Genomic DNA, 14,322 nt, shown 5'->3' on the forward strand with positions numbered 1-14,322 from the left:
GAAGAACGTTTTTAGCTATCGAAAAGCTAGGGATGCCCGGCTTCTTGCATCCTGTGCGTTCGCACGAATAAGGATCGACCATTTTACATTCATTCTGTACTTCGTCTTCAGAAATCATACTATTTACCGGCAGGAATGCAGACATTCCTAATAAGGCAAAAGAGAAATTGAACAAGCCTTTTGCACTCATTTAGTTATTTTTTCAGGCCTTCACCCAGCCCCTTCAATAAATCAATAGTAAACCTCATAACTCGATTCACATCGGGGTCTCTTAGCAGCTTCACTAAATCAAAAACACCGACTTTTTTGTTTGACTGGATTCCTTCCTCTGCTCTTTGAAGCCCTTTCGATAAGCCCCCCACTAATTTTTGTGTTGTCTCAGGGTCCAATTCTGTCAATACTCCAGCGGCAGCCATCGCATTATTGAGCGCATTAGTTACAGGCGGACGCAACATTTGCCCTACTGCAATTTTAGCTACATCTTCTTTTGCCTCAACCAAATTATTGATTGCCCCAAGAATTCCACTATCATGGAGTTCCTGGAGCAGTTTGATGGTTTCTTTAATCCCATCTGAATTTCGCGATATATCCTGCAAAACGTTATCAAGCTCCTGGCTTTGCTTTTCTTTTTCAGTAAACACTGGTTCTTCTATTTTCGTAATTGGTTTTGCCATTACATGTTACCTCCTATCACTTTCTATCTGCTGTTATATTCAGGTCTGCAATCGGGTCATAATCTTCACGATTCCATTTACGTTCAACCTGTACACCGAGCTGTGGGTTTCGCTTAGCATACCGAGGGTTGTATAAAGGAAGCGGTTTGCTCCCCTTGACATTAATTAATTCCATTTTCACTTTTGTCTGTTTATACGCTGGTGTTTGTGTTCGAACATCGCCAATGCTTCCAGTTAATAGATTAATGGCATTTTCATGGCTTACTGAATGCATCGGTACATATAACTCTTTTCCTTGCACTCGATCCGTCACCACTGCCCGAAGTTTGATGGCACCATATGGTGACACCAGACGTACTAAAGAACCGTCCTTAATACCGCGTTCTTTGGAAAGTTCCGGTGAAACCTCTACGAATACTTCAGGCAATTTATACTGAAGCCCCTTGGATTTGTTAGTCATATTTCCTTCATGGAAATGTTCCAAAAGTCTCCCGTTATTCAACGTAAGATCAAATTCCTGTGCAAATTCAATAGGCGGCACATATTCGACAAGAGAAAAACGAGCTCTTCCATCCGGGAAGTTATAATGGTCCGTATAAAGAAGAGGCTCATCCGTACCATCTTTTTTCACTGGCCACATTAAACTTTTCCATCCTTCAAGCCGTTCATACGATACTCCTTCGAATAGCGGAGACAGGCTTGCAATCTCATCCATGATTTCGCTTGGATGATCATAGTTCCAATTGGCACCCATATATTTTGCAACTTGCTGAATGATCCACCAATCCGGTTTGGAGTCGCCTAATGGATCAAGCACACGGTACAGACGTTGAATGCGTCTCTCCGTATTCGTGAATGTACCATCTTTCTCCAACGAAGGAGCTGCCGGTAAAACGACATCTGCAAATTGAGCCGTTTTCGTTAAGAAGATATCTTGGACGACAAAGAATTCCAACTTGCCAAGCGTTTCATGTACATGATTGGAATTTGAATCCACCCAGGCCATATCCTCTCCCATTAGATACATCGCTTTTAATTCACCATTCTCCACTGCTTCTAACATTTCAATGTTTGTTAGCCCTGGCTTATCAGAAATACTCACTCCATATGATAGTTCAAACTTTTCTCGCGCCATGTCATCCGATAGACGTTGATTTCCTGGAAGCCACTGTGGCAGGGTACCCATGTCACATGAACCTTGCACATTATTATGGCCACGAAGAGGATAGGCCCCTGCACCATGGCGGCCAAAGTTCCCTGTTACCAATAAAAGGTTAGCGATGGCTGCTGATGTATGAGATCCCGAAACGTTTTGTGTGACACCCATTCCCCATAAAATACACGTTCCATCCGCTTTATGAATCATTTTGGCTGTTTCAATAAGCTGTTCTTTTGGAAGTCCTGTTATTTCTTCTGCATATTCAAGTGTGTATGTTTCTAAAAGCCCAGCATACTCACTATATTGATTTACATGTTTTTCAATGAATGCTTCATCATGCCAGCCTTGATCGATGATGTACTTGGCAATGGCCGTTATCCATACATAATCCGTTCCTTGTTTTGGATGCAGAAACAAATCGGAGCGCTCGGCCATTTCGTGTTTTCGAAGGTCCGAAACGATTAATTTTTGTCCGTGTAATTTCTTGGCACGTTTTACCCGAGTTGCCAACACCGGATGACCTTCAGTCGGGTTGGCACCAATGATGATGACAAGGCCTGCACTGGCGATATCTTTGATCGTACCGGAATCGCCTCCATATCCTACTGTGGAAAGCAATCCATCCGTGGCAGGAGACTGACAGTATCTTGAACAGTTGTCAATGTTGTTTGATTCAAATACTTGACGGGCTAACTTTTGCATAAGATAGGCGTCTTCATTTGTTGTTTTAGAAGAGCTTACAAAGCCAAGCGCTTGCCCTCCGTAGGTTTGTTTAAGTGCGCCCATTTTTCCTGCAATCAATGTTAAGGCTTCATCCCATGTAGCAGGGACAAATGCATCGCCTTTTCGGATCAAAGGCGTTGTAAGCCGTTGTTCACTGTTTACGAAGTCCCATCCGAATTTTCCTTTCACACAGCTTGAAACGCTGTTGACAGGACTATTTTCAGTTGGTTCCACTTTTAAAATTTCCCGTCCTTTTGTCCAAACCTCGAATGAACATCCTACGCCACAAAAGGTACAAACTGTTTTTGTTTTTTTTGTACGTGTATCACGCATTGCCGCTTCCACTTCCGATAGGGCAAAAATGGTTTTATAATCCGGTTCGACCTCTTTAATTAAGTCAACCATAGGGTCTAATAAATCTTTTGGAATGGCTGTCATGAGCCCAGCTTCGCCCAACATCGATTTTTCCATTAATGCGTTACACGGACAAACGGTGGCACACTGTCCGCAAGATACACAAGAAGATTCATTGATCGATTTGCCGTCATCCCACACGACACGTGGAATCTCACGTTCCCAGTCAATCGATAGGGTTTCATTGACCTGCAGGTCTTGGCAAACTTCCACGCAACGACCACAAAGGATACATTGATCCGGATCGTATCGGTAAAATGGATGTGACATATCCACCTCATATCCTTTTTCCCGGTATGGGCGGGTTTGATGTTCAATTTCCAATAACTCGGCTGTGTTATGAACACGGCAATTTCCGTTGTTGTTATCACAAACCGTACAATAAAGTAAATGGTTCTCCAAAATGCGATCCATTGCTTCCATTTGTGAAGCCTTGGCCAATTCTGAAGAAGTTAATATATTCATTCCAGCCTCGATTTCCGTGGAACAGGCTCTCATGATTTTCCCGTCAATTTCGCACATACACGTATCACACGTTTGAATGGGGCCTAATACTTCTGAATAACAAATATGTGGATGATCTATTTCCAGCTCCAAAAGATAATCTAGAATTCGGGTCCCCTGTTTCACTTCATGTTGCTGTCCATTAATTTTCACTCGGACTGTTTCTGCCATTTTAAAATCTCCTATTCTAAAAAAATCAAAAAAAGCCCGCCATAAAATAGAGTGTGCACAAGTCATGCACATTCTATTTTATGGCGGGCTAATAACTAAGCAGTTTTATCTACTTGTAATCCATCTCACCACAATATTAAAAGAAAAACAGGATATGACGGCAAGTTGTCGTTACCTCATATCAATGATTTCCTTATACGTTTCTTCATATTTCATTATAATACTTTACATAAGTAAGCTCAATAAGAATTCCAGACTATTCATGTTTCATAAAATCCGATTTGCACCAACCCTTTACCGATGCCTGGTTTTTGATAGGTTCTCATCCACCGCTTACTGGGGGGATAAAGGCAACTGTATCTTGATCTTTTATCATTTCCTCATCTGTTACGAAGCTTTCGTTAATGGCTGTCATGAATGGCTCGAAAGATAAAAGCGGATACTTGCTTTCAAAATATTGCTTTAGTTGCAAAACTGTTATCCGATCTTTTTTTATTATTATTCGATCTAATCCGATTACTTCCCTTATTCCAGCAAAAAATAAAACTGTAATCATTTCTTATCCCTCCTTACTCGGCTTTCCTTCCGGATATTCAGCGGTCTCTAATTGATTTCCAATCCACTTCGTCCCGTCTTCCCAAAATTCCTTTTTCCAAATGGGGACGATTTGTTTAATTCGTTCTATGCAATATTCATTCGCTTCGTACGCTGTTTTCCGGTGTGGGGAAGAAACAGCGATAACAACGGCTATATCCGTTATTTCCAACTTGCCTATTCTATGAGTGATGGCAATCAAGGCATCCGGCCATTTATTTTTGATTTCATCCCCGATTTGACTCAACATTTTTACAGCCATTGAATCGTACGCTTGATATTCAAGGGACAAAGTTTTCCTCCCTTTCGTCAATTCCCTGACGGTTCCAATGAAAACCGTAATGGCTCCTGCTTCCCTTCTGGAAACCAGGTTCGTTACCTCTTCTGCGGATATGGGGTCACGGACTATTTTAAACATCGTTCGTTCCAATTTTTTTACCACCTCATGAATGTTCTACGACCTGTATAATGGGACAATGTCATCCCAAGGCCATGCACTGCCTTGTACGTCTTCCAATAATAAAACATCGACAGCCATTCCCTTTTGATACCCTCTCGTGCCTCCTGGAAGGACGATGAATACATCCGCTCCCGCTAAAGAGGATACGGCACCAGATTTATTGAAACCCGAAGGCGAAGCCAATAGCCTGCCTTTATCATAGGCAAGCGTTCCCCTTATCAATCGGGTAAACGGGTTGGGCTTTGTAAAGTCCTCTCCTAATGATGCCGCTTCTTTTTTGAGGTGTGGCCGATCATTGAATAAGTGAATCCGGATCACAGGGCGAACGAATAATTCGAATCCAACGTAACAAGCAGACGGATTGCCCGATAATCCGAATAATAGCTTCCCATTCAATTGCGCTACCGTCGTTACACTTCCAGGCCGCATCGCCACTTTATTAAAGAGGACCGTAGCTCCCAATTTTTCGTAAATCGCCGGTAGATGATCATAGTCCCCCACCGATACACCTCCGGTAGTAATAAGCATATCAACATCGGCCAGGGCGTTTTTGACAGCCATGAAGCAGCTATCGAAATCATCGCTCAATTTTCCGAGATACTTGACGTCCCCTCCGGCTCTTTCAATTTGCGAAAGCATCATATAGGCGTTGCTATTCCTGATTTTTCCGGGTTTAAGCTGTTCACTTACTTCAAGCAGTTCACTTCCAGTGGCTATGACCCCTACAACAGGCTTTTGGGCAACAGGTACCCTGCTGTATCCGAACGTTGCCAATTGTGCCGAAATGCCAGGATTGATATAGGTACCTCTTTTTGCCAAGATGGTCCCTTTTGTTGTATCTTCTCCTTCAAAAGAGATGTTATCTCCTTTGTTGAGGGAACGTTTAATTTCAATGAACTTCTGATTAGATTCCGTGAATTCCTTCACTAATTCAAGCATGATTACCGCACTGCAGCCCTCGGGAATTTGAGCACCGGTCATGATCCTGACAGCTTCAAATGGTCTGACTTGTCCATCAAAAACCATACCCGCACCTATCTCGCCCACCACTTTCAATGACACGGGATGATGGGTTGTGGCAGTTCTTGTATCTTCGTATCGAACGGCAAATCCATCATATGGCGAGCGATCGAATGAAGGCACATTATGATCGGCTATCAGATCTTCTGCAAGAAACCGGCCATAGGCCTTTTCAAGCGAAATCAATTCCTTCACGCCATGCTTGGCGTATTGCGTTACTTTACGTACACATTCTCCTATAGGAATCGGGGTTCGTTTTTCTACCATACCTTTCACTCCTTCCATTAGCCCAACAGACGATAATATAGATTTTTGGCGAGCTGGATATCATTCGTTCCATGAACAAAAACACGTCCATCTCCAAATATAACCAGGCGATGATTTTGAAGCTGGCAAGACAATAAATAAGGATTTCTAGAAACCTTTCCTTGAGCTTTTAATCGTTTTTCCATATGATCGAAGCAATATTCAATGCTTCTGGCAGGTCTGATTTGAACGGTATTCCGGCCGCATAATACTTCTGTTTTCGTCTGATTTTCATACGATAAATACGGAAACGTCCTAGCTGTTCCGCAGGTTGGACAGCCTTCATTTTGGATTTTTTCCGATTTAATGGAGTAATGATGGTTGCTCCAAACATCAAATGTCAAAAACGTGTTTCTAAGCGATGAAAAATCACCGACAAGAATTTTTAACGCTTCGGCTATTTGATAAGCCGAAACAATTTGCACAGCCGGGCTAATGATCCCTGCTGTATCACATGTAGCACCGCCACTCGGCACCTTCTTCAGGATGCATTGCAAACATGGTGTGCTGTCTGGAATGATCGTATACGTGGCTCCGTAGCTTCCTACACATGAACCATAAATCCATGGAATGTTTAACTTATGTGAAAGATCATTTAAAATGAACCGAATGTCAAAATTGTCAGTACCATCGATCATGACATCAACACCGCGTAACAAGTCTTCCAAATTTTCCGGTCTTGCATCCAATACAAGCGCTTCGATTTCCACTTCAGAATTGATTTGCCTCAGATGCTGTCCGGCAGCTACCGCTTTTGGAATTTGGCCTTTTGCATCCCTTTCGTTATATAACTGCTGGCGCTGCAAATTACTCCATTCAACATAATCTCGATCAATAATTGTCAACTTTCCGATCCCTGCTCGCACTAAGGCTTCAGCACTGGCACTGCCCAATGCCCCAGCTCCAACAATCAGTACATGCTTATTTCTGATTTCTTCCTGACCCTTCGGTCCTATCTGCTTGAACAGCTGTTGCCGTGAATAACGATCAATCAACGAACTCGCCTTCTTTCCCACGAATATCCTTTATTTTATCTCTCAAAGGTCCAACCCATATCGGCAGTACCCTTTCATCAACGCCGGAGTCTGGTGATGTTGAAGTATTTTCAATATTAATAGCTTAGTATAATGGAAAATTCGTATCGCAATCACCATTCATGAAAGAAGTCCCCGCTTTTCCCACCCGTTTTTTGGACTAAAAATGTTTCCTTAATGACCATGGTTTTATCGACAGCTTTACACATATCATAAAAGGTAAGAGCAGCAACGGATACGGCAGTTAATGCTTCCATCTCGACTCCTGTTTTCTCATTGCAAATCACCGTAGCTCGGATGATCAGATCATAGCCTTTGTCACTTTTTTGATAATGGAAGGTAAAGTTACTTCCTTGCAGCATGATTGGATGGCACATCGGTATGATATCGGCTGTTTTTTTAGCAGCCATGATTCCGGCAATCTGTGCTACTTGGAGCGGATCGCCTTTTTTTATTAATTTGTTTTCAATTGCATCGAATAGTTCATTTGATAACGCAATCGTACTTTGAGCAATAGCTGTACGTGATGTAATTTCTTTTTGGGAAACATCGACCATCTTAGGTCTTCCTTCTTCATTCCAATGTGAAAAATTGCTCATCATTTGCCTCCTTCGTATGTTAAGAAGCTATTTAAAGCGGAAGATGCTTTTATCCGCCAATATGAGACATCTCTACCTTTGAACTTCTTTTTGCACTTTTTCCACTTGCTCGTTCGTCAGAATAGCGATCACCGCGATGATGCCAAATATCCGTGATATTATCGGTAATCACCTCATCCGATTCTTCAGAGCGGAGCAAATGACGAAGATCATAACCATTTGATGCAAACAAACATGTATATAATTTTCCTTCAGCAGAAACCCGAGCCCTTGAACAGGTGGAACAAAATGAATCGGTGACAGAAGAGATGATTCCGATTTCTTGATCACCGTCCAAATAGCGATACCTTGTTGCCACTTCCCCTACATAATTCGGCTCGATTCGTTCAAGTGGCATAACTTCTCCAATTCGATCCAAAATGTCTTTTTTGGTCATTACCTCCGCCATTCTCCAACCATTTGAATTTCCTACATCCATATACTCGATAAAGCGAAGTGTATGTTTATTTTCTTTAAAATATCTTGCCATTGGTACGATATCTTGATCGTTTTTCCCTTTTTGGACGACCATATTCACTTTCACGTTCAACCCTGCGTCAGAAGCTGCCTGAATGCCTTCCAACACTCTTTCGACCTTGCTCCTGTTTCCATTTAACTGGGTGAAACGTTCATCATCCAAGGAATCAAGGCTGACTGTCACCCTTCTTAACCCAGCAGCAAATAAGAGGGGGGCAAACTTTTTAAGAAGAGATCCGTTCGTCGTAATGCCAATATCCTCTACTCCAGCAATCGATTTCAGACGTTGAATCAATTCTGGAAGATCCTTGCGTAATAGTGGTTCTCCTCCTGTAATACGTATTTTCGTTACACCTAAAGAAACAAATATACGGGTCAATCGCTCCATTTCATCAAAAGACAGAATTTTATCCGAAGCTAAAAAAGGATAATCAGGCCCAAAGATTTCTTCTGGCATGCAATAGCGACAGCGAAAATTACAACGATCCGTGACAGATAGACGCAAATCTTTCAACGGGCGTTGTAATTTATCCAAGATAACTTCTTCCACAATCCTCAGCTCTCTTCCATAAGATTGAAAACCATAATATTCTTTACCCCATTTATAGAATTCGTTCTGGACATGTATATATATTAAATGATCGATTTCGAATAAAGCCTACTGTCGTAATTCCTAGGCCTTCTGCCAACTCTAACGCCAATTCGGTTGGAGCGGATTTTGACAGAACTATTTCACAACCGATTTTTGCGACCTTCAATAAAATTTCCGAAGAAATCCTCCCGCTGAATACAATAATCTTATTTCCAATCGGGATGTCATTTTTCAAGCAGTAGCCATATATTTTATCCAACGCATTATGCCTTCCTATATCCATTCGGCTAAGCATGAAATCATCCACATCACATAAGGAGGCGTTATGGACCCCTCCTGTATCCTGAAAAATAGTAGCTGAATCTTGTAGGTTCCTCATCAAACGCAGGCAATCATCCGGGGAGATCTTCACCCGGATATCATTCATTTTCTTGGCGGTCAAAGCATCATTGACAAAAACGAACCCTTGCCTGCTCATCCCGCAGCAAGATGTAATGTAGCGCTTGTTCTGGAAGCTTTGAAAATAAGGATTCAGCTTATCGATTTTCACATGTACAAACCCTTCTTTTTCTTGAAACCAAATATCTTTAATCTCTTCATATTTTTTGATGATCCCTTCAGATGCCAAGTAGCCGATGACCATATCTTCAATATATTCCGGTGTACAGACCATCGTAACGAATTCTTGTTCATTGATTTTTACCGTAACAGGATATTCTGTGACAATTACATCCTCGGCACGTTCAATATGCCCGTTCGCAAATTTCAGGATCTCCCTTTTCCCCACCGTTGGTTTCATATCATAAATCATCCTTAAAATTATATTCTTCTTAAAGAATTCCATACTTTTTCAGTGGCGTGATACATTGACCATACTGCCATATTTACTGAAGCAGAATCAGTGCCTTAAGACTTGTTCTCTATGAATGAGGTCTTCAGCTAGAGACGTAAACATTTCTCCCGTAAGCGAATCTTCATCATATACATTGGAATGATTATTTTCCTCTCGCTTCGCAAAAGGTATTCTGGCAATGACTTCAGAATCAATCTGGCGGGCCAGCATATCACCGCCGCCCTTTCCGAAAAGGTAATTTCTAGAACCGTCTTGCTCTTCATAATAAGACATATTCTCCACGATACCCAGTACTTCATGTTTTGTATGTTTAGCCATGGCTCCTGCTCTGGAAGCAACATAAGAGGCGACATTATGCGGAGTCGTGACGATGATTTCCCTAGCCTGAGGAATCATCGCGGCTACATCAATCGCTACATCTCCCGTGCCCGGAGGTAAATCCAAAAGAAGATAATCCAATTCACCCCAGTGTGTATTCGCAAGGAAATTTTGAATCCATTTATTGAGCATCGGCCCTCTCCACATGACCGGATTGTTATTATCTGTAAAGAATCCCATCGACATAATTTTAACACCATTACTACTAACTGGAATGGCCGTTTTATCAAGCATGGTTGGTTTTTGTTTCACTTCCATCATGGCTGGAATACTGAATCCATATATATCAGCATCTAAAATGCCTACTTTTTTACCCATACGAACCAAGGCAGTGGCAAGGTTCACGGTCACCGTCGATTTCCCCACTCCCCCTTTCCCGCTCGTCACCGCAATGAATTGAACTCCTGAATCCGGCCGCAGCATGTTGGGCATCCCCGTCTCTGTTGAAGCATTTTGTTTCAAGGTTTTCGTCAATGCAGCACGCTCTTCCGGTGTCATGGTCCCAAAAGTCAATGACACTTCTGAGGCGCCTATCCCTTTAAGGGAATTTTCGACATCCTCTTTTATCCTTGCCTTTAAAGGACATCCGGAAATCGTTAATACCACTTCGAGTTCGACATTTGCACCGTTTATTTCAACATTTCTTACCATATTTAAATCCACGATACTTTTATGCAATTCGGGATCTTCGACGTGTTTAAGTGCTTTCATAACTTCTTCGTGCGTCAGCATTCCTATCACTCCATTTTTATTTTTAGCGTCTTTATCATTATGGCCAAACGATTTGGAAAAAAAATCAAATATATGAATATCAATCAAGAAAAGAAAGGAGGGAAACAAAAAAGCCCATCATAAAATAAATTGTGTACAAGTTCATACACAGCCTATTTTATGACGGGCTAATGACTAAGCAGCTTTACCTACCAGTTATCCATCTCATCACGTAAAATAAATATAAAAATCAGGATATAAAGGCAACTTGCGGTTACCCAATATCAATGAATTTGTAATTTCATTATAATACTTTCGATCTATAAGCTCAATAACAAATTATGTACATTATTATCTGGATTTTCTTGAGTAACTTTTGTTCCCAGCATATTGCTTCCATTCCTTTGGTGGTTTACACCTGAATTACATACCCATGCTTCAGGCAGACATCAAACAAGCCCACTCCCTTTTAGAAGAGTGGGCTTTTATTGACTTATCCTAAATATCGTCATCCTGTAAAGGCGTTCGTTTATCCATTTTCAGCAAGTAATAGCTTGCTGCGACCAAGGCGAGGAAAATGATCCCGACAAGCAGGGAAATCCGGGTGCTCGGATTGATCCACATACCAACAAGAACCATCAGTAAAAAGGCGATCGTCGCATAGTTGCTGAAAGGGGCCAATGGCATTTTGAAAGGATGTTTCTCCATTTCAGCGGCATTTACCTTTCTGAATTTCAGCTCACTGATGAGCAGGACAAACCATGGGATCATCCCAGGTAAAACACTTGCACTGTACACATAAAGGAATACTTGAGGCGGTGCAAGGTAGTTCAGGATAACGCCGATGCCCAAACCTAATAGGACGGCGATCGTACAATAGGCCGGTACGCCACTTTTCGATACTTTTGCAAAGATTTTTGGTGCTTGTCCGTTTTGGGCTAGCGTGTAAAGCATTCTCCCTGCACTGAAAATCCCGCTGTTGCAGCCAGACATCGCTGCCGTGATCACGACAAAGTTAATGATTCCTGCCGCTGCCGTGATACCTATCTTTGCAAAGGTTGAAACGAATGGACTGCCTATCTCATCCAGTTGATTCCAAGGAAAGACCGTCACGATGACGAAAATGGCGCCGATATAAAAAATTAAAATGCGCCATATGATTGACTGAATCGCTTTTGTAACCGTCTTCGTAGGATCTTTTGCTTCACCGGCCGTGATGCCGATGAGCTCAACTCCTTGGTAGGAAGCTACGACTAGGGAAAGCGCAAAGAAAAACCCTTTCCAGCCTCCAGTGAAGAAGCCGCCGTTTGACCATAGATTTGATAACCCAATGGCAGCCCCGCCATTTCCGATTCCGAAGAAAATGAGGCCGATACCGGCAATGATCATCAGTACAATCGTAATGATTTTAATGAGTGCGAACCAAAATTCGAATTCACCGAAAGATTTTACGGATATGAGGTTGGCAGCCCCCAAAATGATCATGGCAACAACACCTGGAATCCAAGCAGGTAACTCAGGGAACCAGTACTGCATATACAAGCCAACGGCAATGATCTCGGACATTCCGACGATTACCCATTGAAACCAGTTGCTCCAAGCAGTCATATAACCTGCCAAAGGATGAATATAGCTGCTCGCAAAGGTTGCGAAAGAACCTGTAGTCGGCTCCATATAAAGCATTTCCCCCATGGAACGCATGATGAAAAAAATAAAAATACCTGCGATGGCATAAGCAAGCATTACGGAAGGGCCAGTCCATTTGATCGTGCTCGCCGATCCCATGAATAACCCGACCCCGATGGTTCCGCCCAAGGCTATCATTTGAATGTGACGTGCCTCCAGCCCTCTCTTCAATTCCTTGTTTGACATGATTGATTCCTCCAGGTGCTTTTTCTATGCTCACACTAACTGACTCTCTATTGATCTCATTTCGTTTAAATATTGTATAACACTTCAATTTGATTTTCTTATCTTATAATAGTAAATATTCTGTAAAAATACAATTGTATTTTTGAAGAAAACAGCTGGCAAAAATATCTTTTCAATTTCCCTACCCTAAAACTATCATTTCAAAAAATGTTAGTCGATATTTCATGATAGTGATTTTCCAAAAGTGGCAGGTTTTCTTGGAGCTCATTTCAATGTCCGGTTATAAATCATGATCTTAAAACTGCACTCAAGCTCCTGCCGGCACGAAAAATAATGTGTTGACCGAGGGGGGAATAAATGTTAGAATTCGAATATTATTTTATAAGCATAATGAATGGTTTATCGTGAAGGTACCCCCTTCACCGACAAACATTTGCTGACAACCGCATACAAGCAAGCGATGAATGCTATGGATGACACTATAGCAGGAGCAGCTTCTGGAGAGACTGTACAAGATGCAGCGCCGAAGGATTCACAATCTCAGGCAAAAGGACAGAAGAGTAACGAATGATAAATTGTTATTCTGACCTTTTAAGAGATTGGTATTTTCCAATCTCTTTTTTTAATGTTCACTTTTGTGAAGGAATGTAAAAAACAAGGCGAAATTTCACGTCCCTCTCTCCAATACCGTGCCGGCTTGAAATAATTTTCCACTACTACTATGAAAAGTTGGGGGCTTACGGAATGGCTAAACAGGAGTTAAAAAGAGATTTACAAAATCGTCATGTTCAATTAATCGCAATAGGAGGAACGATCGGAACCGGTTTATTTTTGGGATCTGGAAAAGCCATTCAATTGGCAGGTCCATCCATCATCTTTTCGTATCTAATCATAGGTATAGCCTTGTTTTTTGTCATGAGGGCTTTAGGTGAGCTGCTCTTATCCAACGCAGGTTATACATCATTCACCGAATTCGCTACCGAATATGTCGGCCCTTGGGCTGGATTCGTGACCGGATGGACCTATTGGTTTTGTTGGATCATGACCGCAATGGCCGATATCATTGCCGTCGGTGTCTATATGCAATACTGGTTCGATATCCCTCAATGGATTCCGGCTCTCCTATGCCTTGTCATTTTGTTAGGATTGAACCTATTGACCGTCAAGCTATTTGGCGAATTGGAATTTTGGTTTGCCATCATTAAGGTGATCACGATCATCGCCATGATCATCGCAGGAATCATTTTGTTGATCATCGGCTTCAAGACAAGCACGGGTACGGTTTCCGTAACGAATTTATGGAGTCATGGGGGCATGTTCCCCAATGGCATTTCCGGTTTCCTGTTGTCTTTACAATTGGTCGTCTTCTCCTTTGTCGGTGTCGAATTGGTTGGGGTATCTGCAGCGGAAACGGCGAACCCCAGGAAAAACATTCCGTCTGCCATCAATAAAATCCCTGTCCGGATTTTATTGTTCTATGTAGGAGCCCTATTCGTCATCCTGGTTGTGAACCCTTGGACGCAACTGGATGCAACGAGCAGCCCATTTGTTGAAGTTTTTGCGTTAATCGGAATTCCTGTCGCTGCTGGAATCATCAATTTCGTTGTGTTGACATCTGCCGCCTCCGCATGCAACAGCGGATTATTTTCAACGAGCCGCATTCTCTATACGTTAAGCAGGAATGGCGAAGCCTCTGCCAAACTGGCCCATTTAAATAAACAGGCTGTTCCAAGCAATGCCTT

General features: G+C 42.1%; 12 protein-coding genes and 1 riboswitch. Of the genes, 1 reads left to right on the forward strand and 11 read right to left on the reverse strand.

Going from position 1 to position 14,322, the window contains the following annotated elements:
- Nucleotides 1-194: 194 nt before the first annotated feature.
- The 11 genes from CVN76_RS21415 to CVN76_RS21465 all read right to left on the reverse strand — a co-directional run bounded on the left by CVN76_RS21415 (nucleotide 195) and on the right by CVN76_RS21465 (nucleotide 12,580).
- Complete coding sequence (locus CVN76_RS21415; protein WP_100531238.1) at nucleotides 195-674, reverse strand: DUF1641 domain-containing protein; 480 nt, start codon at nucleotides 672-674, stop codon at nucleotides 195-197.
- A gap of 16 nt (nucleotides 675-690) precedes the next feature.
- The gene (fdhF, locus tag CVN76_RS21420) at nucleotides 691-3,645 is read right to left on the reverse strand and encodes a formate dehydrogenase subunit alpha (RefSeq protein ID WP_100532981.1); all 2,955 of its coding nucleotides are present in this window, start codon (nucleotides 3,643-3,645) and stop codon (nucleotides 691-693) included.
- A 322-nt stretch (nucleotides 3,646-3,967) separates the two neighbouring features.
- Nucleotides 3,968-4,201, reverse strand: a complete 234-nt coding sequence (gene moaD, locus CVN76_RS21425; RefSeq protein WP_100532982.1) for a molybdopterin converting factor subunit 1 — start codon at nucleotides 4,199-4,201, stop codon at nucleotides 3,968-3,970.
- A 3-nt stretch (nucleotides 4,202-4,204) separates the two neighbouring features.
- Nucleotides 4,205-4,657 carry a molybdenum cofactor biosynthesis protein MoaE gene (locus CVN76_RS21430; RefSeq protein WP_442857593.1) on the reverse strand — a complete coding sequence of 151 codons (453 nt, stop codon included), beginning with the start codon at nucleotides 4,655-4,657 and terminating at the stop codon, nucleotides 4,205-4,207.
- 36 nt (nucleotides 4,658-4,693) lie between these two features.
- Nucleotides 4,694-5,986, reverse strand: coding sequence for a molybdopterin molybdotransferase MoeA (locus tag CVN76_RS21435; protein WP_100532984.1), 1,293 nt, complete (start codon nucleotides 5,984-5,986; stop codon nucleotides 4,694-4,696).
- Between the two features lie 17 nt (nucleotides 5,987-6,003).
- The gene (locus CVN76_RS21440; RefSeq protein ID WP_100532985.1) at nucleotides 6,004-7,020 is read right to left on the reverse strand and encodes a MoeB/ThiF family adenylyltransferase; all 1,017 of its coding nucleotides are present in this window, start codon (nucleotides 7,018-7,020) and stop codon (nucleotides 6,004-6,006) included.
- Between the two features lie 152 nt (nucleotides 7,021-7,172).
- Nucleotides 7,173-7,658 carry a cyclic pyranopterin monophosphate synthase MoaC gene (gene moaC / locus CVN76_RS21445; protein WP_100532986.1) on the reverse strand — a complete coding sequence of 162 codons (486 nt, stop codon included), beginning with the start codon at nucleotides 7,656-7,658 and terminating at the stop codon, nucleotides 7,173-7,175.
- Nucleotides 7,659-7,707: 49 nt separating this feature from the next.
- The gene (gene moaA / locus CVN76_RS21450) at nucleotides 7,708-8,724 is read right to left on the reverse strand and encodes a GTP 3',8-cyclase MoaA (RefSeq protein ID WP_100532987.1); all 1,017 of its coding nucleotides are present in this window, start codon (nucleotides 8,722-8,724) and stop codon (nucleotides 7,708-7,710) included.
- A 52-nt stretch (nucleotides 8,725-8,776) separates the two neighbouring features.
- Nucleotides 8,777-9,565: a formate dehydrogenase accessory sulfurtransferase FdhD gene (gene fdhD, locus CVN76_RS21455; protein WP_100532988.1), complete on the reverse strand. Its 789-nt coding sequence runs from the start codon at nucleotides 9,563-9,565 to the stop codon at nucleotides 8,777-8,779.
- Nucleotides 9,566-9,664: 99 nt separating this feature from the next.
- Nucleotides 9,665-10,729: a P-loop NTPase gene (locus tag CVN76_RS21460; RefSeq protein ID WP_100532991.1), complete on the reverse strand. Its 1,065-nt coding sequence runs from the start codon at nucleotides 10,727-10,729 to the stop codon at nucleotides 9,665-9,667.
- Nucleotides 10,730-11,206: 477 nt separating this feature from the next.
- Nucleotides 11,207-12,580, reverse strand: a complete 1,374-nt coding sequence (locus CVN76_RS21465) for an amino acid permease (RefSeq protein WP_100532989.1) — start codon at nucleotides 12,578-12,580, stop codon at nucleotides 11,207-11,209.
- 487 nt (nucleotides 12,581-13,067) lie between these two features.
- Nucleotides 13,068-13,146: riboswitch (glycine riboswitch) on the forward strand.
- Nucleotides 13,147-13,324: 178 nt separating this feature from the next.
- Here CVN76_RS21465 and CVN76_RS21470 point away from each other — a divergent pair.
- Nucleotides 13,325-14,322, forward strand: a 998-nt coding sequence (locus CVN76_RS21470) for an amino acid permease (protein ID WP_100532990.1), incomplete at its 3' end; no start/stop codon positions are given.

It is taken from the genome of Bacillus sp. mrc49, from assembly GCF_002803435.1.

Bases quoted from the DNA above. Each gene is read 5' to 3' on its own strand.
- CVN76_RS21415 (WP_100531238.1), bottom strand. From the start codon at position 674: ATGGCAAAACCAATTACGAAAATAGAAGAACCAGTGTTTACTGAAAAA.
- fdhF (WP_100532981.1), bottom strand. From the start codon at position 3,645: ATGGCAGAAACAGTCCGAGTGAAAATTAATGGACAGCAACATGAAGTG.
- moaD (WP_100532982.1), bottom strand. From the start codon at position 4,201: ATGATTACAGTTTTATTTTTTGCTGGAATAAGGGAAGTAATCGGATTA.
- CVN76_RS21430 (WP_442857593.1), bottom strand. From the start codon at position 4,657: ATGTTTAAAATAGTCCGTGACCCCATATCCGCAGAAGAGGTAACGAAC.
- CVN76_RS21435 (WP_100532984.1), bottom strand. From the start codon at position 5,986: ATGGTAGAAAAACGAACCCCGATTCCTATAGGAGAATGTGTACGTAAA.
- moaC (WP_100532986.1), bottom strand. From the start codon at position 7,658: ATGAGCAATTTTTCACATTGGAATGAAGAAGGAAGACCTAAGATGGTC.
- fdhD (WP_100532988.1), bottom strand. From the start codon at position 9,565: ATGAAACCAACGGTGGGGAAAAGGGAGATCCTGAAATTTGCGAACGGG.
- CVN76_RS21460 (WP_100532991.1), bottom strand. From the start codon at position 10,729: ATGCTGACGCACGAAGAAGTTATGAAAGCACTTAAACACGTCGAAGAT.
- CVN76_RS21465 (WP_100532989.1), bottom strand. From the start codon at position 12,580: ATGTCAAACAAGGAATTGAAGAGAGGGCTGGAGGCACGTCACATTCAA.